Source organism: Paenibacillus sp. JT22N7 (genome assembly GCF_059383875.1).
Genome location: NZ_JBXENY010000005.1, coordinates 15,731 through 35,634, shown reverse-complemented (window position 1 = coordinate 35,634; position 19,904 = coordinate 15,731). Strand labels below are relative to the sequence as shown.

General features: G+C 42.3%; 26 protein-coding genes and 1 pseudogene. 19 read left to right on the top strand and 8 right to left on the bottom strand.

The genetic code is table 11. The annotated features are described in order from the left end of the window. Position 1 precedes the first annotated feature (1 nt). The 6 genes from AC50Y5_RS14625 (at position 2) to AC50Y5_RS14600 (ending at position 2,627) form a co-directional block, all read left to right on the top strand. Complete coding sequence (locus tag AC50Y5_RS14625; RefSeq protein WP_494861630.1) at positions 2 to 736, top strand: hypothetical protein; 735 nt, start codon at positions 2 to 4, stop codon at positions 734 to 736. A 14-nt stretch (positions 737 to 750) separates the two neighbouring features. Continuing rightward, the gene (locus tag AC50Y5_RS14620) at positions 751 to 1,086 is read left to right on the top strand and encodes a hypothetical protein (protein ID WP_494861628.1); all 336 of its coding nucleotides are present in this window, start codon (positions 751 to 753) and stop codon (positions 1,084 to 1,086) included. Continuing rightward, complete coding sequence (locus tag AC50Y5_RS14615; RefSeq protein WP_494861626.1) at positions 1,086 to 1,202, top strand: CD1375 family protein; 117 nt, start codon at positions 1,086 to 1,088, stop codon at positions 1,200 to 1,202. The genes AC50Y5_RS14620 and AC50Y5_RS14615 overlap by 1 nt, the downstream gene beginning before the upstream one ends. Then, the gene (locus AC50Y5_RS14610; RefSeq protein ID WP_494861624.1) at positions 1,199 to 1,603 is read left to right on the top strand and encodes a phage holin family protein; all 405 of its coding nucleotides are present in this window, start codon (positions 1,199 to 1,201) and stop codon (positions 1,601 to 1,603) included. The genes AC50Y5_RS14615 and AC50Y5_RS14610 overlap by 4 nt, the downstream gene beginning before the upstream one ends. Beyond that, positions 1,603 to 2,283: a M15 family metallopeptidase gene (locus AC50Y5_RS14605; protein ID WP_494861618.1), complete on the top strand. Its 681-nt coding sequence runs from the start codon at positions 1,603 to 1,605 to the stop codon at positions 2,281 to 2,283. The genes AC50Y5_RS14610 and AC50Y5_RS14605 overlap by 1 nt, the downstream gene beginning before the upstream one ends. A gap of 89 nt (positions 2,284 to 2,372) precedes the next feature. Continuing rightward, the gene (locus AC50Y5_RS14600) at positions 2,373 to 2,627 is read left to right on the top strand and encodes a DUF2829 domain-containing protein (RefSeq protein WP_494861613.1); all 255 of its coding nucleotides are present in this window, start codon (positions 2,373 to 2,375) and stop codon (positions 2,625 to 2,627) included. Positions 2,628 to 3,094: 467 nt separating this feature from the next. Here the strand turns inward: AC50Y5_RS14600 and AC50Y5_RS14595 are convergent, their stop codons facing one another. Continuing rightward, a complete protein-coding gene (locus AC50Y5_RS14595; RefSeq protein ID WP_494861611.1) occupies positions 3,095 to 3,592 on the bottom strand; it encodes a TIR domain-containing protein in 498 nt (165 codons plus the stop codon). Between the two features lie 665 nt (positions 3,593 to 4,257). Beyond that, complete coding sequence (locus AC50Y5_RS14590; protein ID WP_494861609.1) at positions 4,258 to 4,488, bottom strand: restriction endonuclease; 231 nt, start codon at positions 4,486 to 4,488, stop codon at positions 4,258 to 4,260. Between the two features lie 338 nt (positions 4,489 to 4,826). Between AC50Y5_RS14590 and AC50Y5_RS14585 the strand changes: the two genes are divergently transcribed. The 7 genes and pseudogenes from AC50Y5_RS14585 (at position 4,827) to AC50Y5_RS14555 (ending at position 9,230) form a co-directional block, all read left to right on the top strand. Then, positions 4,827 to 5,360 (top strand): restriction endonuclease, encoded by a 534-nt coding sequence (locus tag AC50Y5_RS14585; protein WP_494861607.1) that lies wholly within the window; start codon positions 4,827 to 4,829, stop codon positions 5,358 to 5,360. A 24-nt stretch (positions 5,361 to 5,384) separates the two neighbouring features. Continuing rightward, the gene (locus AC50Y5_RS14580) at positions 5,385 to 6,119 is read left to right on the top strand and encodes an NERD domain-containing protein (protein WP_494861605.1); all 735 of its coding nucleotides are present in this window, start codon (positions 5,385 to 5,387) and stop codon (positions 6,117 to 6,119) included. A 23-nt stretch (positions 6,120 to 6,142) separates the two neighbouring features. Beyond that, entirely contained in the window at positions 6,143 to 6,772 is a 630-nt protein-coding gene (locus AC50Y5_RS14575; RefSeq protein WP_494861603.1) for a GIY-YIG domain-containing protein, read from the top strand. After that, positions 6,772 to 7,206: pseudogene (locus AC50Y5_RS14570) on the top strand (DUF6884 domain-containing protein); the annotation flags it as partial. The gene AC50Y5_RS14575 and the pseudogene AC50Y5_RS14570, both read left to right, overlap by 1 nt. Further along, positions 7,180 to 7,521, top strand: a complete 342-nt coding sequence (locus AC50Y5_RS14565) for a DUF7662 domain-containing protein (RefSeq protein ID WP_494862308.1) — start codon at positions 7,180 to 7,182, stop codon at positions 7,519 to 7,521. The pseudogene AC50Y5_RS14570 and the gene AC50Y5_RS14565, both read left to right, overlap by 27 nt. Before the next feature lie 82 nt (positions 7,522 to 7,603). Continuing rightward, positions 7,604 to 8,650, top strand: coding sequence for a hypothetical protein (locus AC50Y5_RS14560; protein WP_494861601.1), 1,047 nt, complete (start codon positions 7,604 to 7,606; stop codon positions 8,648 to 8,650). 160 nt (positions 8,651 to 8,810) lie between these two features. Then, positions 8,811 to 9,230, top strand: a complete 420-nt coding sequence (locus AC50Y5_RS14555; protein ID WP_494861599.1) for a hypothetical protein — start codon at positions 8,811 to 8,813, stop codon at positions 9,228 to 9,230. Positions 9,231 to 10,077: 847 nt separating this feature from the next. Here the strand turns inward: AC50Y5_RS14555 and AC50Y5_RS14550 are convergent. Beyond that, on the bottom strand, positions 10,078 to 10,395 hold the full coding sequence (locus AC50Y5_RS14550) for a DUF6809 family protein (protein WP_494861597.1): 318 nt from the start codon (positions 10,393 to 10,395) through the stop codon (positions 10,078 to 10,080). A gap of 174 nt (positions 10,396 to 10,569) precedes the next feature. On the opposite strand from AC50Y5_RS14550, the gene AC50Y5_RS14545 reads away from it, so the two are divergent. After that, complete coding sequence (locus AC50Y5_RS14545) at positions 10,570 to 10,794, top strand: helix-turn-helix domain-containing protein (RefSeq protein ID WP_494861595.1); 225 nt, start codon at positions 10,570 to 10,572, stop codon at positions 10,792 to 10,794. A gap of 549 nt (positions 10,795 to 11,343) precedes the next feature. Here the strand turns inward: AC50Y5_RS14545 and AC50Y5_RS14540 are convergent. Then, complete coding sequence (locus tag AC50Y5_RS14540; RefSeq protein ID WP_494861593.1) at positions 11,344 to 11,934, bottom strand: hypothetical protein; 591 nt, start codon at positions 11,932 to 11,934, stop codon at positions 11,344 to 11,346. Between the two features lie 584 nt (positions 11,935 to 12,518). Here AC50Y5_RS14540 and AC50Y5_RS14535 point away from each other — a divergent pair. Continuing rightward, positions 12,519 to 13,040 (top strand): pyridoxamine 5'-phosphate oxidase family protein, encoded by a 522-nt coding sequence (locus AC50Y5_RS14535; RefSeq protein ID WP_494861591.1) that lies wholly within the window; start codon positions 12,519 to 12,521, stop codon positions 13,038 to 13,040. A 38-nt stretch (positions 13,041 to 13,078) separates the two neighbouring features. Next, positions 13,079 to 14,305, top strand: coding sequence for a benzoate/H(+) symporter BenE family transporter (locus tag AC50Y5_RS14530; RefSeq protein ID WP_494862306.1), 1,227 nt, complete (start codon positions 13,079 to 13,081; stop codon positions 14,303 to 14,305). A gap of 80 nt (positions 14,306 to 14,385) precedes the next feature. On the opposite strand, the gene pdxR is transcribed toward AC50Y5_RS14530, so the two are convergent. The 4 genes from pdxR to AC50Y5_RS14510 all read right to left on the bottom strand — a co-directional run bounded on the left by pdxR (position 14,386) and on the right by AC50Y5_RS14510 (position 17,573). Further along, positions 14,386 to 15,816, bottom strand: coding sequence for a MocR-like pyridoxine biosynthesis transcription factor PdxR (gene pdxR / locus AC50Y5_RS14525; protein WP_494861589.1), 1,431 nt, complete (start codon positions 15,814 to 15,816; stop codon positions 14,386 to 14,388). A 225-nt stretch (positions 15,817 to 16,041) separates the two neighbouring features. Further along, on the bottom strand, positions 16,042 to 16,830 hold the full coding sequence (locus AC50Y5_RS14520; RefSeq protein ID WP_494861587.1) for a nucleotidyltransferase domain-containing protein: 789 nt from the start codon (positions 16,828 to 16,830) through the stop codon (positions 16,042 to 16,044). 180 nt (positions 16,831 to 17,010) lie between these two features. Next, positions 17,011 to 17,238, bottom strand: coding sequence for a helix-turn-helix domain-containing protein (locus AC50Y5_RS14515; RefSeq protein ID WP_494861585.1), 228 nt, complete (start codon positions 17,236 to 17,238; stop codon positions 17,011 to 17,013). Continuing rightward, positions 17,178 to 17,573 (bottom strand): cupin domain-containing protein, encoded by a 396-nt coding sequence (locus AC50Y5_RS14510; protein WP_494861583.1) that lies wholly within the window; start codon positions 17,571 to 17,573, stop codon positions 17,178 to 17,180. The genes AC50Y5_RS14515 and AC50Y5_RS14510 overlap by 61 nt, the downstream gene beginning before the upstream one ends. A gap of 269 nt (positions 17,574 to 17,842) precedes the next feature. Between AC50Y5_RS14510 and AC50Y5_RS14505 the strand changes: the two genes are divergently transcribed. The 3 genes from AC50Y5_RS14505 (at position 17,843) to AC50Y5_RS14495 (ending at position 19,901) form a co-directional block, all read left to right on the top strand. Next, positions 17,843 to 18,190, top strand: coding sequence for a hypothetical protein (locus AC50Y5_RS14505; RefSeq protein ID WP_494861581.1), 348 nt, complete (start codon positions 17,843 to 17,845; stop codon positions 18,188 to 18,190). 6 nt (positions 18,191 to 18,196) lie between these two features. After that, the gene (locus AC50Y5_RS14500; RefSeq protein WP_494862304.1) at positions 18,197 to 18,949 is read left to right on the top strand and encodes an IS4 family transposase; all 753 of its coding nucleotides are present in this window, start codon (positions 18,197 to 18,199) and stop codon (positions 18,947 to 18,949) included. A 460-nt stretch (positions 18,950 to 19,409) separates the two neighbouring features. Next, positions 19,410 to 19,901, top strand: coding sequence for a GNAT family N-acetyltransferase (locus AC50Y5_RS14495; protein ID WP_056038984.1), 492 nt, complete (start codon positions 19,410 to 19,412; stop codon positions 19,899 to 19,901). Positions 19,902 to 19,904 lie beyond the last annotated feature (3 nt).

Here is a 19,904-nt window from a genome sequence, read left to right as displayed (position 1 = left end):
TATGCAGACGCTGCCAAACGGTATTAAGAAGGTAGAGGCGTCAGATAACGCGACGATCGTTAACTTCAACGCTAACGCGGATTTATTGGACGCGAAGATAGCGGAATTAAGCGCATTAGGGACGGAAGTAGATGGAATAGGCGCGGACTTAGCTACGCATAAAGGATCGGGCGGAACGGCTCACGCGCTGGCGACGTCTGGCTCCGCTGGGTTTCAAAGCGCGGCGGATAAAATGAAGCTCGACACGGTCGCAACTGGCGCGAATAACTACACGCATCCGTCAACGCACCCGCCATCTATCATCACGCAGGACGCGAGTAATCGGTTCGTTACAGACGCGGAAAAGTCGGCGTGGAACGGTAAGGCGTCGACGGCGGTTGCTTCAGCGGTTGCTAACGGACTTATGAGCGCGGCGGATAAAACGAAGCTGGACGGAGTAATGGCGGGAATTGGCTACGTAACAGGCACGTACACAGGCGACACCGCAGCAGCGAGAGACATCGCGTTGCCTTTTACACCGAGCGCGGTACTACTTACGACAACCTCGGGCTTTTACCAAATCGGATATAACGGGTTTATGGTCGGTGGCTTGCCTGTTTCCAACGGACCGGCGACGATACTGTCCGCTATATCAAATGGGTTTCGTGTTTATTACAACGGTGGCGGCGGCAGTACGTATAACAACGCTATGACCAACGCCAGTTTAGTAGTTTATAACTACATCGCATTCAGATAAGGAGGAGTACCCAAATGATCGTACACGCAAACGGAAGCTATGAATTAGGCGACTGGCTTACGGCCGATACGTACCCAAACGCATACTTTGTCGCGGATGGTACGGAACTTGCCGCGAAGGTGCAGGCGCTGTACCCGTATTACACGCTCGTTATCGCGGACGGAGCGCTAGTAGACGCCACGGAACGTCTCAAGACAGCGGAAGAAGAGGCCGCGCTATTACCGCAGAAGTCGCCGGAAGAGCTGCGAATCGAAGCGCTCGAAGCAGATAACGTCGCGCTAATGACGGCACTCACGGACGTATACGAGCAGCTTATCGCGTTACAAACAAACGAAGGAGGCGTCGCTTAATGGCGTATGTATATTGCCGACTAATTAAGCTAGGCTTACGTAAATTGGAGGACGTACCGCAGCGGGATCGTGCCGCTGTCGAGACGTTGATTAACGCAGAGGAGGCGTCCGAATGAACGGACAGATCATATTAAACGGAGGCGCTGGCGTTGCTGGCGCTTTTATTGCGTTCGCGTTCGGAGGCTGGACGGAGGCGTTGACGTTCCTGCTAATCGCAATGGGAACGGATATTATTACGGGCATTGCCGCTTCCTTTAAAGAGGGGCGCGGACTTAATAGCGCGGTCGGTTCGGTAGGCGGTGCGAAAAAGGGACTCATGCTGCTCGTCATCATCCTGGCGCACCGCATCGACGTACTGCTCGGACTTGATAACGTAGCGATTACGGCGGCAACGTACTTTTATATCGCGAATGAGTTAATCTCAATAACGGAGAATTACGGACGGCTCGGACTTCCGCTACCGGATAAGTTTCGCGAGATGATTGACGTGCTGAAACGTAAGGGAGGCGTTAAGTAATGGCGGCGTTGAGTTTAGCGGAAGTAAAGGCGAAGTCGGCAGCGCGATTAAACGGACTCTTACCCGTTGTCAAGGCTGCGGCTGAAGCGCTAATCGAACGCGCCTATAAACGCGGCGTACCGATCGTTATTACGCAAGGGCTGCGGACGTACGCGGAGCAAGACGGACTCTACGCGCAGGGACGTACGAAAGCGGGCGCGATTGTCACGAATGCGCGCGCAGGATACTCGTACCACAATTTCGGCGTAGCGATAGATTTCGCGCTGCTTTCGGAGGACGGCCGCTCCGTTTATTGGGATACGAAGAGGGACGCGGATAAGGACGGCGTAGCGGATTGGGCGGAAGCCGTAACGAAAGCAAAGGCGCTAGGATTCGCATGGGGCGGCGATTGGACTTCGTTCAAAGACTACCCGCATTTCGAGATGACGTTCGGCTTGTCTACGGCTCAATATCGCGCAGGCTTACGGCCGACAGCGGCGCAGACGAGTGCGGCACTGGCGAAGATTAACGCGATTACGAAGGAGGAACCGGAATTGAAAGTCGAAGATGCAAACGCGATTATCACGTTTTTAAAGGCGGAGTGGGCGGCGGCTAGCGCGAAGAAAGACGAGCCGCGCAAGAAAGAAGCGAATAGGCTGGCGAATGTGTTGCGCGAGGCTAGCGGACAGAAGACGCAGTAAGTACGGAAAATCACTAATGACATAGTTTAATGTTTACTGAAAACGGGTAAAGTGTTTCTAACTAACTACTAATGATTGGGGTTGAGAATATGGATTTTAGTCAAGCGTTGGGATTATTGAAAAGTAGTAAGAGGGTAGCTCGAGAGGGCTGGAACGGACAGGGTATGTGGGTTGTCATGGTTAGCGCTAAAAATTATGGCTTAGGAAGCGATGTTCCGTTTGATTGGGGAGATGAATCTAATCACTTAGAACCATGGATTGGCATGAAAACCAGTGATAATGGGTTTGTGCCGTGGTTAGCTTCTCAAACCGACTTACTTGCAAGTGATTGGGTAGAAATTTGAGTGATAGTGGGGCTGTCATTTAGATAGCCCCACTAATTCATACATTAATAATTACCACAACAATTGCTGCTAACAATAAATAAAATACCCAAACTGAAAATGAGAACATACTTGCGAGGAACGGTTTGAAAAATCCACTTTCTGGTGTAATCGAAAAAAGATCCTCAATTACTAATGTGTCTGTGTGTAATTTTTTTATAAAGGTATTGTGGGATTTTCTGAAGCGTCGTTCGAGTGACAGATAGTAAGCGTCTAAAATGAAAAATAAGAATATGGGAATTAGAGTTATTAATCCATTCTGTAACGGGTTTTCATCAGCAACTAGAACAACTAATAAAGCAGAAACAAGTGTAAGACACCAAGTCTTACATGATGAGCTGTTTGTTGACATTCTTGTAATAATTCCTTGAAGCATATTTAGATGCGACTCGGCAGCCGGAGGTACGTCGCGTAATACCAACCTGTTATTAGTACTCATTTCTGATTTTTATTGCCTCTTCGACCCAATCTGATAAGTTTTGACTGATATGACTATACACATTGTTGCTCAGTTTATACGGTGTATCATACGCTTTTACGATCTTAGACATCAATTTCTTCTCTGTACCAACAGTAAATGCTTCAAAAGGGTTACTACCTTTTTCACACTGCTCGCCGTCTTTGTTTTTGAGACCGTGTATATAAATGCCTAAAACACCCTTACCTTCGTTCCATGACTTTTCTATTTCATACTTAATCCATTTACGACTAGCGGTTTTTTCTCCGATTAATACAATAGTACATGATCGGCCCTTTATTTGTGAGTCAATCCAATCTTGTATTGATTTATCCCCTTTCTTTTTTACTTCTTCCCAGTCATTGTCTGAAACGACTGTATTTCCTTCGACGACTCCCATGTTTCTGACTTGCGAAGCTCTCCAGCTATCAGGAACAAAGTGGAAACTATAAAAAGCTTTTCTTGCCATAGTATTTTCCCCTCACTAATTTATCTCCATCGGATGAAGTAGTTTCTGCGACATTATGTGTGACTATTCTACTACAATTGTCGTGATTTGGCGATATGTGGAAGTAGATTCATTTCGCGTACAACGGCATATAATAGTAGAAACACGAAACGTCATTTACGTTAATTACCGGTCAGCGGCCAGTAGCTAACGTAAGTGCCGTTTTTCTGCGTTAAAGGCGGCCGCAGATGACAAGCGTAGTCCGTACGTGTTATACTTCGTCTCATTAACGTTAACGCGTAGGCACACGACAAAAGCGCGCTCGCATATCCGGGTGCTTTCCGATTGTCTGTCCGTATCCTGTGCGTAGTGACGAATATTACGAAGAGCAAAACGCTGGGAAGCCGCAGTATGTATACGAAAATTGCGAATTGGCAGACGCACAGGACTTAAAATCCTGCGGTAGGTGACTACCGTACCGGTTCGATCCCGGTCCTCGGCATACAGAAAACACCTTGAGAAATCAAGGTGTTTTTCTTTTGTATACTTGTACAAAATTAGAGTGCTGTGTATTTTAAACTAAGTACACAGGATTAATTAAAATTTGAAAAACCTCCTCTAGCTATCTGACTAAATCTGAAGACTAGAGGAGGTTTTTTCGTAGCTTGTGACTTAAAAAGAACCGATCAGGCAGTCTTTTTTTGAACCTGGATAATTTCTTTTACTAACTCCTCTCGACTCCACAATATAATACCATTAGATGCAGCTAGTTTCTTTGCTGGCTCTGTAAATGAACTATTGGTAACGACCATACCTGATTTACACGAATAGTACGCTATCGCACCCACTACTTCTTGAACTGCCGATAAACTGTCTTTGTCAGAATAGCGTGCAGCTTGGATAGCAGTTTTGCTCATTTCAAGGCATGCGGGCTTCTCTTGAAGTACTTTGACTAATAGGTATATCAGAACTATAGCGCTTTTTGATCCGTCTATATACCTACTATTTTTACCTAAAAGCAGGAAAATAGTCGTAAGAGGTCGAAAGTGTATGCTTTGGAATTATTTGTGTCGCTTATTCTTTGAACATTTTATCTTCTTGAGGGGGAAACATGGCTAGAACTTATGCTTCGGAAGGGAAACAATTAACCTATTTTTTAAGAGGGATCTTCATACTTGGGGGATTGATCATTTATTTCAAGGTTCCAAGTTTACATTGGGGATTTTATTTTGGCATAGTCATTGGAGCGGTGATTATGGCAGAGATACTCGGATTATTATGGGTAAACAAGAGACGTTCCACGGTTAAGCCAAAGAAGAAAACAACTGTGAAGAAAGCTGTAGCTGAGCGCCAGGTTGCTTCTTCAAGCAAAAAGTTAACGGATCAACAAATCATACAAGCTAACATAGATACGCTATCTGGAACAGATTTTGAGCGGCTAATGGAGCTGTATTACACAGATCAAGGTTATCAAGTCGAACGTGTGGGTGGCGCGGGAGACCATGAGGTTGATCTAATAATAAGAGGCAAGGAAGGCTACAAAATTGCCGTCCAGTGCAAGCGCTGGAAGAAGGATGTTGGCAATGATATCGTTCTAAGGCTAAAGTCGGGTAAACAGGTGCATGGCTGTTATGATGCCTGGATTGTGACGACCAGCCATTTTACGAGATCGGCTAAAGAGGCTGCTGAACGTTTGAATATAAAGCTGATTAACGGAGTCTCAATTCGAGACAAGCTGGATAGATGGCGCAAAGCAGATCAAGGCAAGATGAGACGCACGAAAATATAGAAAAAACAAAGATAGAGGTACCTAATGATATATTTACTTGCTGGACTAATGTTAATGCTAGTCATACTATCAAAATCACCCACTTTTAAAGGCTTTATTGGCGAAGTGTCTGTTCGGTCAAAGCTAAAAAAGCTTAATCCGAAAGAATATATCATTCTAAATGATATCATGCTTAAGAAGGCGGATGGAAGAACATCGCAAGTCGACCATATTGTGATATCGAAATACGGTGTGTTCGTCATTGAGACTAAAAATTATACAGGTTGGATCGTAGGCAATGAGAAAGCGGAATATTGGACACAGGTGATCTATAAGCGTAAAGAGAAGCTATACAATCCAATACGTCAAAATTATGGACATATTAAAGCGATAGAAGCTGCGCTGGATGATGCTACAATTCCAATTATCTCTATTATTGCCTTCAGTACACGGGCAGATTTAAAGCTGGAGCCGATGAGTGTGGAGGTAATCTACACTACCAAGCTGGTGTCTACCATAACGAAATATAATGTTCCCGTGCTGACTGGCAGCCAGGTAAAGCATATACACGATATATTATCAACAAGCACGGTTAACGACAGACAAGAGAGAAAGCAGCATGTGAAGGTTATTAAAGAGAATCTAAACGTAAACAGAGCAAAAACAACTAGCGGAATTTGTCCAAGGTGCGGGAATCAATTGATGAAGCGTAATGGGAAAAATGGTGCTTTTGTTGGCTGCAATAGCTATCCAAGATGTAGATTCACCAGCAATGCATAAATATTTGGATTGTGAGGGGTTATATGGACATCGTATGCAGCGAGCTTCATCATTTTGCTTGGCAATTACCAAGGTACAACTTCACCTTCGATAAAATGCAAATCCCGCAAAACGGAATATACCTCCTATTTGAAAAAGGAGAGCGAGGTCACGGCAGTGATCGCATTGTTCGAATTGGGACACATACTGGCGTGAATCAACTTCGTTCACGGCTCATGCAGCATTTTACGAATGAGAAGAAGGACAGGAGTATTTTTCGCAAAAATATTGGGAGATGCCTCTTGCACCGAGCGAATGACCCTTATCTTGCCGTATGGGAGCTCGATGCGACTTCTTCAAAAAATAAAAGTGACTATAGCGATCTGATCATGCCCGACTATCAGAAAGAAATTGAACAGCAGGTCAGCAGCTATATGCGGGAAAATTTCTCTTTCACAGTGCTAGAAGTTCCACGCAAGGAAGATCGGCTTTATTTTGAATCCAGAATTGTTTCTACTGTGTCCTTATGCAAGGAATGCTCATGCTCCCAAACGTGGTTAGGATTGTCTTCTCCAAAAGCTAAGATTAGAGAGAGTGGGCTTTGGCAAGTAAACGAGCTGTACAAGACAGGCTTGTCAGTGGAAGATTTTCAAAGATTGGTGGAAAGTACCTAATGGACAAACGTTTATGTATCATCCCTTGCGGTTCAGCAAAAATATGGGATAAGCAGCCAACTGCGGGACCTCAGAAAGCGAAGGATGTATATACAGGGGTATTCGCAGGAACTTGTCAAAGATATGCGGAGGCTTTTTTTAACCACTGGGTTATTTTGTCCGCTAAGCATGGATTTCTATTTCCTGATGATATTATTGAGGTAAGCTACAATGTAACATTCATGAAGCCATCTGATGGAGTAATAGGTATAGATCAACTGAAAGAGCAAGCTAGAACCAAGGGACTCCTTGATTTCAAAGAAATAACGGTCTTGGGTGGAAAACATTATATAGATCGTGCCGTGAGGGTGTTTGAGCAGGAGAGCTCACTAGATTTTCCGCTTAGCGATTGTAAAGGTATGGGCTATATGCTCCAAAAGCTGACGAGTGCGCTTGGCACTAATGTTACAATCCCATCAAATAAGAAGCAAAGCGTAACAGAAAAAGCAAATGATACAGATAGAGTGATTGGTAAATATGCCCCATTGTACCACTACATAAGAATTCAAACAGATGAAACAATCACCTTATCGCTTGAGCAGATTGAATCAATCCTGGGCTTCAAGCTACCAGCATCAGCATTCAAATATCGTGCTTGGTGGTCGAATGATAAGACCCATTCACATGCAAAAGCATGGTTACTTGCTGAATGGGAAGTGGCTATCGTAAGTTTGCCATCTATTAACTTTAGAAAAATTGATAAATTATGAGGACTATAATGAATTTCGCTGGTCGTAACTGTCTGGACAAGATGTATAAATTTGTACTTAACTCAACAGGAGTGGATACCAAATGAAAATTGAAATCGCTGAATCTCTAATGTTGTCCTGGTTAAGACATGCAAAAAACTGTCAAATGGTTCAACTAAACTGGAAGCCATCGGTTAGTTCATGGGAGTTACACAACGAAAACACCATTGAGTCAATAATGAAGAGTACCGATGCATACTTTAGCGAGAAGCACGGGTTAAACTTGTTTAAGAAGAATAGCTCAGTAGGCCAGCTTCTTCAACAGGGAGAAATTGATGCTCTTGGTATTGAGATAAATAGCGGCGGCGTTCAAAGCATATACGCAATTGATGTAGCGTTTCATGGAAGTGGGTTGAACTATGGATCCAAGGAAGAGACTATCGCCCGAGTTATGAAGAAGATGGTTCGCACAGCTATGATTCTCCACGGGTTCTTTAACGTGATCAAAGGGGAAATCATCTTTGCCTCGCCTAAAGTTTACGGGATCATTAGCAATCCGTTGCAGGAGTATTTGCAGGAATTACAGCTGCTACTTCAGCGGTGGGGACTGGACTTTCATTTCTCGTTTATCTTCAATGAGGATTTCAAAGACAAGATTTATAACGTAGTGACAGCGCTATCCAGTACAGTTGCGGATACGTCGGAGTTATTCATGAGGGCGGTTCAGATGTCAAATTTGTTTGCTGACGATACTGGTGTCGCGAAATTAGTAAAGGTACGTAAGCAAAGGACAATAGGGCGTATTGATGAAACCAGAGAAACGGGATGCAGTGAAATGAAAATTGGCATTCTCGTCAAATCCACCTTTGTTAGACTATCTAGCGATGAGCAATTTGATCCAGCTGAAGTTGAACGGCTTCAACAGGTTGATTATTCTAAGAAGACGTTTAATATTAATTACCCTGTATTGAAGGAATATGATGCTACAAAATCTATATCTAGCCAACGTACAGTTAATGGCTATCCACGTTATTACACTGACATCCACATTATTCAGGAGAAGCGGTATTTGCTTTGCAACCACTGGGTAGAGGATCTGAGCAGGGGCCGCTTTAAGGCATGGTTGAATCGATGTAACATCCTAGTTTAGATGGTGAAACCAATTTTAGTTCTACAAAAGTTGAGTGAATTAACTCACTCATTACGGAGTTGTTTTTTTGTTGTGTGAAAAATCAGCATAAGTAATATCTCCTAGACACATTGTCCTAGTTATAGTATGATATTGGAAATAGCAGAATGGGAGTTAGACAATGAAAAAAGTATATGTTTTATTAAGTATTTTATGTATTTCGGCATTAATTACAGGTTGTAACACAGCTAGTACAACCAATATAATAAATCCTACAGAGTCGCCAGAAGTAATCGTAACTGAAAAGGATACCGACTATTTAGGAAGCACTGCTCCAAGCTATTCTAGTAGCACATCTTCTCAGAGTAGTGTAAAGGAAGAGGCGCCTTATACTGAGGAAGAATTGAAGTCAGACCCAAGAGCACCATCAACCAATGTTGATGACTATGATTCAGATGGGCAATATGTGCCAGCCGATGGAATCAGCGACAATCCAGAAGACTATAATGCAAATGGTGAGTATAGACCTATTGAAGATATGACAAAAGAAGAAATGGAGGCAGAGTTAATGCAAATGCTTGAAGGAGCATTAACAGAATAAAGATTGTTTTTGCAACGATATGCACTCTTCTCGAGTGCTTTTTTGTTTTGTATGGGTAAGTAAATAAGTGTTCAAAAGCTGCAAATAATGAGGAAAGTTACACACAATACTAAGTACAGATGTGTGAAGATGCTACCCAAGCAGCGAAGCGATATACAGTTGTGTCTAAGAGAGCTATATACTACGATTAATAGATTCATATTCTAGAGAATAAATCTACGTCATAGATATGACTCTTGTTCTCGTTTATTATGGTAAGATGCTGGTAGCTCATGGCTGACCCTTCTGTTTAGGGGCATGTGTCCAAATTCAAGGGGGTAATCCGATAGCACCCCTTATGGATTAGCGCAGACATTGAGTCACATGCTACAATTGGAATAAACAATATTAGATATAAAGGTTGGTTTTTAATAACGACAGAAATGTGCTTTTGCTATGGATCTATAACATCTATCAGTAGCTATATCTATTAAAGGAGGTAAGCGCCTTGAATTCAATATTTTTTATAGCGGGTTGGGCTATAGTTGGAATTTGTATTGGAGGTTTAATTGTGTTTATAAAATCCATGCCTAAGAAAAAATAATCATGGTGTAATACTAGATGGTTTGTTTATGATTTTGAGACAAGAAAGTGTCAGATTTAATAAAGTGCAGCCCCCTATAGACAAAGACATATATATTTTCTTCTCAACTATATAGGTGTCGCGCTTTTTTGAACTCATAAAAAGACGCATTAATATTTATAATCATGTTAATCTCGCCGCTTCAGCTGAAGCGGTTTTTCTTCTGCTAACTGTATATAGTAAGAGAATGAGGAATATTAAAAGTTTCAAGAAGGTGATTAATTCTTATATTGACGGAACTTCTGAAAAAGTACCCAGTTTTTTAGCGAGCTCCTCCTTCCCTGTTAACACTTCGGTCATAATGCCTGCGCCTAGCCGGAATCCATATGTAAAGGTGGAGGTTAGCTCCATTGAGTGAGCTTGAGCATATAAGTCTAGCAATGCCTCGAGCTCTGTAAATTCATCCTCAGTATGTGTTTTCTTCCACGCTTCGATCACTTTAGATATGTTCTGGCTCATTTGAAGATACTCTGGATCATTGGCGATTCTTTTTTCATCGGGACGCATATTGCCATGGTACAATTCTTCCAAAAGACTTCTCATTACAATCTCATCCTTTCGGCAATTTAAATTCGTCGTTGCTGCTAGTATTTTTATAGTTTAAAGCTAATGAATGCTATGAGAATTATTTTTAAGCTCAATGCTAATTTATGCGAAAAACGCATAAAAGTCAATATGCGAAATTCGTATAAATTATGATGGCGTTGGGTGATGAAAATGTATAAAAGAATTCGGGATTTACGAGAAGATAAGGATTTAACTCAGCAGGCGATGGCCAACTTGCTGCATATTTCACAAGCAACCTATTCTCGATATGAGAGTGGGGAGTTGGACATACCTACTGCCGTATTGATCGCGTTATCTAAATTTTACAGTGTCAGCATCGATTATCTGCTTAATCAAACAGACATTGCTAAGCCGGAAGAACGAAAATCAAAGTAATAGGAGATTTGACAGCTTGGATGAGCTGCACAAACTGAGATAGCAGACTCTCGAAAAGGAATATAACTCCGGTGTCAACTGCCTTGCCTCTGAAGCGAAGTTACCTCCCAAAAATTTTGGTATAGCGAGTAATTTAAAAAGATGCATTTTACAAGTGTTCCAGACTCTATTTTGTAGGCATTGAAAAACCACGTAGGCAACTAGCTGGTGGATAGTATCCAACCTGCGTCATTTTTTGAGCTTTCTTTATAATCAAAATTGGTTGCACATGTTAAGGTGCAACTAAGTGTTTCTTTGTACCGTCATCAGTATACTCATATGGCCTTCGTATGCTACCCGTAAATAATCCATGTTCTGAGGATAGGGTCTATCTTTTCTGAACATACAATCTAACAGCTTGGATTTACCTTCATATATTTAACTCAAAAGATTCAGTGAATTTTTGGCATGAAAATACCCCCTAGAATAGAAATTGGATTGAATCAGAGCTTTATTCCAATATTTATTCTAGGAGGACAATTCAGACTGACTCATATTTGTAAGTTGCAGTTACCAACGTTCCAGAGCTTCTCCATATTCCACCACATCGTCATTCATATGGTCTATTTTTGATGCTGCTAAAACAGAATTTATTAAGTGTTCTCCTGCTTTAAATTTTCTTGAATCAACAGTAATTTGTGATATTAGAGTATCATTTTGATTAATGCTAATTGTAACAATATCAGCACCTTTAATATCCTCTTGCTGCAAAAAATCATATGTTTGTAATAAGACATGTTCTGTGGCTAATCCAGCAGTGGGCCCTGCATTCATATTTACAATAAGATTAATATGTTTATTAACTTTTCTCGTATCATCGACATCTACACTCTCCGCATAGCTAAAGACGGAAGTATCTATATTTAAATCGTGTTGAGCTATCTCTGGTTTAATAGTTGGGCTAGGTGTCTCAGATGTTGGTGTTATATTAGTAGCTGTTTCTTCTTGTGTTACTTTTTCTTCTTTAATTGGTGCTGTTGTAGCTGTTTCATTGGTCAAAACTTTGTTCTCTTCTTGAGTTGTGTCTTCTGAACTACAAGCTTGCATAAGTACAAAAAAAGTACAGATACACAAAAGACTAAATATTTTTAACTTTTTCATAACTTTTCATTCTCCTTCTTTAAATACAAATTATAGATTGTTACTATAGCTTCTAATTATAAAATATTAGGAGTGATTAGTATATGTATATGTACACTCAATTTAGTAACCTGATGCTAAATTTATATTCCTTGGGTTATCTTGAAAGTTTGCATCAGAATATTTTGAGCATGAATAGGTATAGTTATCAGCTAGTTTTGGTATTAAAATCACTCATATATTTGAGCCATTTTTACATATGCATCATAACCTACGCCTTTTTTAATATCTCCTTCACTTGCTGCTCATAGCACCTACATATTCGGTTATTTTTGCTTCGAAGTAGCCATCCTTTGTCATTTGCTTGCGTGTACACCCCAAATCCTTTTTTCTCCAATCCAATCATGGAACGTTTTTTTGCCCACTCCAGAGCCTAGCGAATCATTTCTTCTTCGGCTATACCGTCCTTTAGAAGTGTTATTAGAAAGGATCTGATCTGCTTATTAGAAAATATGGATTGCTCAATTACTATGCTTTTGGATGTACTTATTCATTCCAATGACTGATATACTTACGAAAATTCAGTATTTGAGGAGTGGTTGAGAATGGATGGAGTTCGTTACAAGATAAGAGAAGTGTTGGACAGTGACAAAATTGAAGCTTTCCTGAATAAAGCGAGAATTGGCCATCTTGGTATGGTTGATGGTCAGCTGCCATATGTTGTTCCGCTTAATTTTGTTTGGGCAAAGGGGAAGCTTTATTTCCATGGAGCCACTGGCGGGAGGCGCAATCAGGTCATGAGTGCGAATCCAGAGGTCTGTTTTACGGTTTGCGAAGAATATGGAACTATTACCGATCCCGTACCAGCTAAGACGGACACGGCATATATGAGTGTTATGATTTTCGGAAAGGCCGAGCTTATAGATGATCTGGACGAAGCTACATATATGCTGCAGGAAATGCTTCAAAAATATGTGCCTGGTTACTATAACCGTCCCTTGTCCAAGCAGCATGTAGACAAATATAGGTCTGCTATATTCAATTCCCCTGTTCAAGTATACCGAGTCGATCCTTATCATATAACGGCGAAAGCAAATCCGATCGAGGAAGAAAAAATGTACAAATAAGAAAAAAGAGGTTGTTAAAAATGTTGAAGAGAGTGCAAATGAACACTACATCATCTTCACTGCATGGCCGTGATTGGATATCGCCCATTATAGCTGCTTTAATATCTGTCATTGTCAACTACGGTGGGACATTTATTCTCGTGTTTCAGGCGGCAAAAGTGGCGGGTCTGAGTCCCGAAATGACCGCTTCATGGATATTGTCGATTTCCGTTGGTGTGGGGATAACGGGTATATGGCTAAGCTATCGATACCGTGAACCGATTATTACAGCTTGGTCAACACCAGGTGTAGCTTTTCTGGTTTCTGTATTAGCGATAACCCCCTATGAGGAAGCAATTGGCGCTTATATCATCTCTGCTTTAGGATTTATTGTTTTAGGCATATCGGGAATGTTCGAAAGGTTCGTCAGGATGATTCCTCCAGGTATTGCTTCTGGTCTGCTGGCAGGCATTTTACTGCAGTTTGGTATTTCGGCCTTTGGCGGAGCGAAAGCTGATCCGTTGCTAGTCATTGTCTTGTTTGCTGCTTATATACTATTAAGAAGGTATACGTCCCGTTATGCTATCGTCGGTATTTTAGTCATTGGGCTTATTTATTTAATCAGCTTGGAAAAAGTAGATTTCAGCATGATCAAATTAGCTATCGCGTCGCCGGTATTCATTGTTCCTGAGTTTTCGCTTCATGCTCTTTTGGGTGTTGCCTTGCCATTGTTCATTATTACATTGACGGGACAATATATGCCTGGGATGCTAGTCTTGCGAAATGATGGGTTTAAGACGAGTGCAAATCCAATTTTGATTGTAACGGGCTTGGGCTCACTGTTTGCAGCGCCATTTGGCTCGCATGCTTTCAATGTAGCAGCCATTACAGCGGCGATTTGTACAGGTAAAGATGCGCATGAGGATTCAACAAAACGTTACATTGCGGGTATTGTCTGTGGCATTTTTTACATGGTTGTTGGGATATTTGGAGTGACGCTGGCTGCTCTGTTTCTAATTCTTCCAGCTACCTTCATCGCGACGTTAGCGGGGCTCGCATTGCTCGGGACAATTGGCAGCAGCCTTGCGGGCGCTTTAACTGAGCCCAAGGGTCGTGAGACCGCAATGATTACTTTTTTAGCAACGGCTGCAAATGTTACTTTACTTGGTGTTGGCGGTGCATTCTGGGGTCTGGTTGCAGGTTTGGCTGCGCATATATTGATACACGGACAATTTCGCCACAAACCATATAGGACGAGTGGAATACAACAAGCTGAACAAAAATAATAAGCGGCATAAAAATGAATACAGGTACAAATGGGCTAAAAAGAGATGGAAATACTAAAGCTTAGCCGGAGATGCTTAAATTACAAAAGCATCTCCGCAAGACGATGAATGCCTACTGCTATAGCGGACTCATCTACTTTAGCAAAGCCTAGCACCCATCCTTTTCGATCGCTTTCCAAACAATACTTGCTAAGTGGATAGACACGGATGCCTTTTTCAAGCGCTTGGTTCGTTGCAGCTTCTTCATTAAACGAGTTTTCAGCTTCAAGAAGCATGTGCAATCCTGTTTCTACACCGCTAAGTTTAAAACGTTCGCTTAGGCCGGTCGCGATGATAGCCTTCGTCATGGCTTCGTGTCTGCGCCGATATACATTTCTGACTCTTCTCATATGGCGCATGAAATGCCCGTGTTCGATAAAATGAGCAAGCGTCAATTGCTCCATAATCGGAAGATGGCGATAGGTTAATTCATGGACATGGGCAAGCTGGCAAATGGCCTCTGTTGGACCAACGATCGCTGATATACGAATGCCAGGAGCGACCATTTTGGAAAAACTCATCATATACAGCGTGTTTTGAGGCTGCTGGCTGAACAAGGTTGGGAGTGGATCGCCACGATATCGGAACTCGCTATCGTAGTCGTCCTCCACAATCCAAAATTGATGTTGAGCCGCCATATGCAGCAATTGCTGTCTGCGGGGCTCCGACATGATTACTCCAGCTGCACACTGATGTGAAGGCGTAACATAAACAAGCTTTGATTGAGGAGGAATGCGGTCAATTTGTAGCCCGTAATCGTCGACAGGGACGGGAACAACATTCATCCGCCGATATTTCATCGCCATCCATGAAGCGGGGAAGCCGGGATCTTCAACGCAAACGGTTTCTCCTTCATTTAATAGGGCTTGGGCGATTAAATCCAGACTATGCTGTGCGCCCGAAGTTAATATAATTTGATCGATATGAACGTGGACGCCTCGCTCCAGTGACAAATAACGTTGAATCTGCTCGCGCAGCGGCACGAAACCATAGGGGTTGCCGTAAGCCCAGCTGGTCAGGTCTGTTTCTTTGGAGGCTTGTAAAAACGAGTGTCTCCAGTTTGTTTGAAAATGTTGATCCAAATAAGGCTCGTGTGGGCTGAAATCGATCTCCACATTTTTGTTTTCCTTGCCTCTAAACCAGTTTTGCAACTGGCTGACTGCATCGTTTAATAAAGGCAGCTCGGGGGTAACGGGTCCTCGAGTTATAACATCCTCCATAATACGGGTCTTGTGGGTCCAGTCACTTACCCTTGTTCCGCCGCGCCGGGAAGTAACCGTGTACCCACGACTGAATAATTCCTCATAAACAATCTGTATAGTTGAGCGAGAGACACCGATGAGCAGCGCAAGTTCGCGAGAAGGCAGCAGCAATTCGCCTGGAGGCCATTTTCCGGTTGTAATATTATGGATCGCTTGGTCAAGCAGCTGCTGCCAAATGGGGCGTTCGTCGTCACGGTTAACTTTGAGCATCTGTTTCACCTCTAGTTGTATTTGCGTTAAAAATATGGAATGTTCTATTTACTTCAATATGTATATTTTATAGCATTCCATTAATTGATATACTAGCATGGCTATAGTTGATCAAGCAATATGATCGCGGTTTTACTGAACCATAGAACTGAAATAGCAATAGTAACAGCAACAGCCTCTGAACCGTTGAAGCTTCAGCGGCTGTTTTTTGATTTATCTAGCTAGCTATCTGTCTTGCAAAGGAGGGGACTGATCCACCCAGTTCCATTCATTGTTCTGAATAAATAGAGTGACCGCCTGCTCAGACGATAATTCCAAGTCTAGAAAACCTAGTGTGACCTCCGTTAATTCCATGCATTTTTCATGGGTCGGATTTAACAGCAGCTCATGGCAAAGGCCGATAAAGGCATGCGGTTTTTCTGGTGCTTTTTCGACTTCAGCCATCATGGACTTGTGGCAAGGAAACAATATCCGATTGTGCGCTAAGATGATTCGGCTTCCGAATAAGACCAGATTGCTGACGGCATGTGACAGTAGGTACGGGTTATCCTTTTTGACGGCTTCCCCTGCAAAATAATAACCGTAAAGCATCACCTGTGCCTGAAAATCTTTAATGTTTTGGTTTCTATTCTGCTCAGGATATACTGATATTTTGGTTAGCAGTTCATTTAACCCTGGAACGATGGAGTAGTAAGCCTGCGAACCTGTAAACGAAGCGCGAGTCGGCTCGCTGCCTTTCTCGGCTGCCAGCTCCAGAAACCGCATATTGATGATTTTGACATCTATATAGCCATCTTCATATTTGCAAAATTCATGAGTGGTGTAAGACAATGCATTGGTTTTCTTCCGCTCTTCAAATTCTTGATCCGTTACAAGCAAATAAACGTCGATATCGGATGTTGCCTTGGCCGTACCTTTGGCGATGGAGCCAGCCGTTATGACGGCTAATAGGTGGGGATCAGATTTCAGCGTTTCTACGAAATGGTCCAGCGATTGCTTATGATGCGTATACATATTCCAGCCTCGCTTTCATTTTTTTGATGCTCTCATCGTAACCTTAAACAAAAGGAAGGAATACATCTATAGTCATTCATGCCAAACGGATAATTCATCAAAAAATGTGTTGGCAAATGGAATATCATGTTGTATTCGAAATGCTGCGGGCGTCATGCCCAAACGTTTTTGAAATAAATACTAAAAGTGTTTCATGTCGCTAATGCCGACCTCCTGTCCGATTGATTGTATGCTTCGGTCAGTGTGTTGCAGCAGCCATACGCTGTACAGTATTCGAATATGTTGCAGCATCTTGATAAAGGATGCTCCCGTTATTTGCTTGAATAGACGCTGGAAATGCCGAAGACTCAAAGCTGCTTTATGACTGATTTCGCTCGCCGATAAAGGTTTGTTGAAATGGGATACCATATACTGCAACGTCGTATGGATTGGATATTGATATTCGCTAATTTCCGGAAGGGTTTATAGATGCAATTCCACACCTTAAACGGATGTTGGCCTAATAAATCAAAGGGCTGAAACACATGTGCTACTCCCCTGGGTATGATAAACACATCGCCTCGTGAAACTAGAAATTTCTTGTTTTCGATGAAATGAATACCTTCGCCTTCCGCTACATATGCGATCTCCACAAAGTCATGCTGATGCTGAATTAAAAAAGGTGTTTCTCTGCTAAAAGTCACTATGATTGGAGTATGAGAAACGAAAAGGTTACGTCCTTTGAGAAACGGGCTTGGTCTCATGGCTGATTCTCCATTTCATAATCGATAAAATGATCCGAATGGATGCTTTTTCTAAAAGGATGCCACTAAGCTAGCTAGGAATGGCACTTATTAGCGAAGAGGATTTCGTGACACATTTTAACATCAATCACAAATAGGTAAAGTATCCTGCTTATATTTAATGGCAGCAAGCACTGGGAGTCGTTATCTCCTTGTAGGAACGGGCATGTACCAACGCACATTTATATTTTTGGATTTGCGTATATAATGGTACATAAAGAGGTGGGGAGATGGAAAGAAACAGGATATATGAGCTAAGCATATCAAGGGCTCCTATTTTATTATGGGTGGGGCTTGTTTATGCAGCAACCATTATTTTGCAGAATATGCTAGATCCGCGTTTAGTGCAGAGTTTAATATTTTCAGTAGTGATTTCGCTGCATGCCGTTTTTCATTGGAACAGTCATAGTCTCGTTAAAGATCGACCATGGGTATACTTTCTCATACAAGGACTGTTAATTTTTGTATCGGCCCTGCTCATGCCTGCAGGTTTTCCAGCAGCTTTAATCGGTCTTTTTCCAGTACTCATTGCACAAAGTGTTAGTATTTATTACCGTAAAGCACTAGCGTTGCATTAATGTTTCCTGAATCTTCAATTATTTCTGTCATATCTGCAAAAGCAGTTGCAAGGACGCGAAGGCTTGCGTCATATCGCTGACGATCTCTTATGTGAAGACTTGCAGCGTGAGCTTGGTCTGACCTCTATTTCGGCTGCTCAGCTCAGCCGCAAACATAAGCAGGTTGATCCAGAGATATTGCGACAGGTATTCGAACAACTGGCTAAACTTGCGTTGTCACGCCGAGGTACGTCTGCCCACCGTTACAAGATCAAAATCATCGACTCGACTACGGTGACGTTGTGTCTGCAAAAATTCAAGTGGGCGGAGTTCCGCAAGACAAAGGCCGGTATTAAAATTCATATGCGTCTTTGCTTTCTCAGTGAACAGGATGTGATCCCGGAGAAGGCGACTGTGACCGTAGCGAAGAAAAATGACCGCACTCAGTTGGATGAGCTTGTTCATGAACCGGGAGTTACCTATGAGTTTGACCGCGGTTATATCGACTACGCGGCCCTTGATCGCTACTGCCGAAACGGAATTTGGTTCGTCACTCGTTTGAAAAGCAATACGCATATTGAGCCGCTGAAGGAACTCGTGATCCCAGATGACAGCGTGGTTTCAGCCGATTGGCATGTCCGAATTGGATCGCAGCAGAAAAAAATGAAGTCGGTTCTGCGCATGGTACAAACCCATGACTCAGAAGGTAATCTACTCTTTTTGGTAACCAACCGCTTCGATTTGAGCAAGCAATATGTTCGTGATGCTACTGATCCCTAAAAGCGCAATGGCTGAACTTATGAAAGGCTGTGAGAAAAAGATGTTAAGCGTTCAGGAAGTGAAAATGAGCATAAACCGTCCAGAATGCAGGCAACTTCTCGTATTGTTTAAAAATAATTAAATTATTTGTTGGTTGATGCTGATAATACCGCTGCTCAGAGATTTTATGAAGGGGTTTGATAACAAAATTTAAATATGAATGGTAAGAAGTTAAATTAATCAGTTGACAAATTGAATGACTGTAACTATATTAGTTCTATCGGAATAAATTAATGAGTGCCTGTTTCAAGTACATAATTTACGCGATTATGTTGACCGTACTAGCGGAAACATTCCAAAGACAGGAGGGGTGTTTCTTTTTTTATGCCTTAAATGAAACTGAAATAGTTACACTCACTGCGCTTATAAATCCGATTATTTTTATATGTTTAATTAATTATAGAGGAAAGGAAGACCCCCAATGGCAGAGGTGATCAGATTAGCCACGCTTACAGATGCCCCACGGATTTTGGAATTGACGCATCGGGCATACGAATCAATACGCGAACTTGGGCTTGATTTTCCGGCTGCTTCAGCAGATCTGAACATGGTGGAAAACAATATCAATCTTAATCGGTGCTACATTTTACTAATTGATAATGTAATCATTTCTACGGTCTCAGTTGCGAAGGCCGAGTCGGTTCGAAAAGTGATAGATTACCCGTACGACTTCCCGTTTATATGGTGGTTTGCTACGGATCCCAGCTATGAAAGAAAGGGAATAGGTGGAAGATTGCTTGACGAGGTAGAGGCGATCATTCGCCGGGACTTGCGAGCATCAGCGGTTACCTTGGCAACCTCGACTCGCCACCCTTGGCTGATTGACATGTACAAAAGACGGGGATATGAACTGGTATTTGAAAGTGAAAAAGGGGAACGTGGAAGTTCTGTAATTCTCAAAAAAAACTTGTAATCG

Coding starts and splice junctions, on each gene's coding strand:
- AC50Y5_RS14580 (WP_494861605.1), top strand. CDS start 5,385: ATGATATATTTACTTGCTGGACTAATGTTAATGCTAGTCATACTATCA.
- AC50Y5_RS14495 (WP_056038984.1), top strand. CDS start 19,410: ATGGCAGAGGTGATCAGATTAGCCACGCTTACAGATGCCCCACGGATT.
- AC50Y5_RS14610 (WP_494861624.1), top strand. CDS start 1,199: ATGAACGGACAGATCATATTAAACGGAGGCGCTGGCGTTGCTGGCGCT.
- AC50Y5_RS14560 (WP_494861601.1), top strand. CDS start 7,604: ATGAAAATTGAAATCGCTGAATCTCTAATGTTGTCCTGGTTAAGACAT.
- AC50Y5_RS14565 (WP_494862308.1), top strand. CDS start 7,180: ATGCTCCAAAAGCTGACGAGTGCGCTTGGCACTAATGTTACAATCCCA.
- AC50Y5_RS14575 (WP_494861603.1), top strand. CDS start 6,143: ATGGACATCGTATGCAGCGAGCTTCATCATTTTGCTTGGCAATTACCA.
- AC50Y5_RS14540 (WP_494861593.1), bottom strand. CDS start 11,934: ATGAAAAAGTTAAAAATATTTAGTCTTTTGTGTATCTGTACTTTTTTT.
- AC50Y5_RS14625 (WP_494861630.1), top strand. CDS start 2: ATGCAGACGCTGCCAAACGGTATTAAGAAGGTAGAGGCGTCAGATAAC.
- AC50Y5_RS14520 (WP_494861587.1), bottom strand. CDS start 16,830: ATGTATACGCATCATAAGCAATCGCTGGACCATTTCGTAGAAACGCTG.
- AC50Y5_RS14510 (WP_494861583.1), bottom strand. CDS start 17,573: ATGAGACCAAGCCCGTTTCTCAAAGGACGTAACCTTTTCGTTTCTCAT.
- AC50Y5_RS14555 (WP_494861599.1), top strand. CDS start 8,811: ATGAAAAAAGTATATGTTTTATTAAGTATTTTATGTATTTCGGCATTA.
- pdxR (WP_494861589.1), bottom strand. CDS start 15,816: ATGCTCAAAGTTAACCGTGACGACGAACGCCCCATTTGGCAGCAGCTG.
- AC50Y5_RS14550 (WP_494861597.1), bottom strand. CDS start 10,395: ATGAGAAGTCTTTTGGAAGAATTGTACCATGGCAATATGCGTCCCGAT.
- AC50Y5_RS14535 (WP_494861591.1), top strand. CDS start 12,519: ATGGATGGAGTTCGTTACAAGATAAGAGAAGTGTTGGACAGTGACAAA.
- AC50Y5_RS14515 (WP_494861585.1), bottom strand. CDS start 17,238: ATGGTATCCCATTTCAACAAACCTTTATCGGCGAGCGAAATCAGTCAT.
- AC50Y5_RS14505 (WP_494861581.1), top strand. CDS start 17,843: ATGGAAAGAAACAGGATATATGAGCTAAGCATATCAAGGGCTCCTATT.
- AC50Y5_RS14620 (WP_494861628.1), top strand. CDS start 751: ATGATCGTACACGCAAACGGAAGCTATGAATTAGGCGACTGGCTTACG.
- AC50Y5_RS14590 (WP_494861609.1), bottom strand. CDS start 4,488: ATGAGCAAAACTGCTATCCAAGCTGCACGCTATTCTGACAAAGACAGT.
- AC50Y5_RS14585 (WP_494861607.1), top strand. CDS start 4,827: ATGGCAGAGATACTCGGATTATTATGGGTAAACAAGAGACGTTCCACG.
- AC50Y5_RS14595 (WP_494861611.1), bottom strand. CDS start 3,592: ATGGCAAGAAAAGCTTTTTATAGTTTCCACTTTGTTCCTGATAGCTGG.
- AC50Y5_RS14615 (WP_494861626.1), top strand. CDS start 1,086: ATGGCGTATGTATATTGCCGACTAATTAAGCTAGGCTTACGTAAATTG.
- AC50Y5_RS14545 (WP_494861595.1), top strand. CDS start 10,570: ATGTATAAAAGAATTCGGGATTTACGAGAAGATAAGGATTTAACTCAG.
- AC50Y5_RS14605 (WP_494861618.1), top strand. CDS start 1,603: ATGGCGGCGTTGAGTTTAGCGGAAGTAAAGGCGAAGTCGGCAGCGCGA.
- AC50Y5_RS14530 (WP_494862306.1), top strand. CDS start 13,079: ATGAACACTACATCATCTTCACTGCATGGCCGTGATTGGATATCGCCC.
- AC50Y5_RS14600 (WP_494861613.1), top strand. CDS start 2,373: ATGGATTTTAGTCAAGCGTTGGGATTATTGAAAAGTAGTAAGAGGGTA.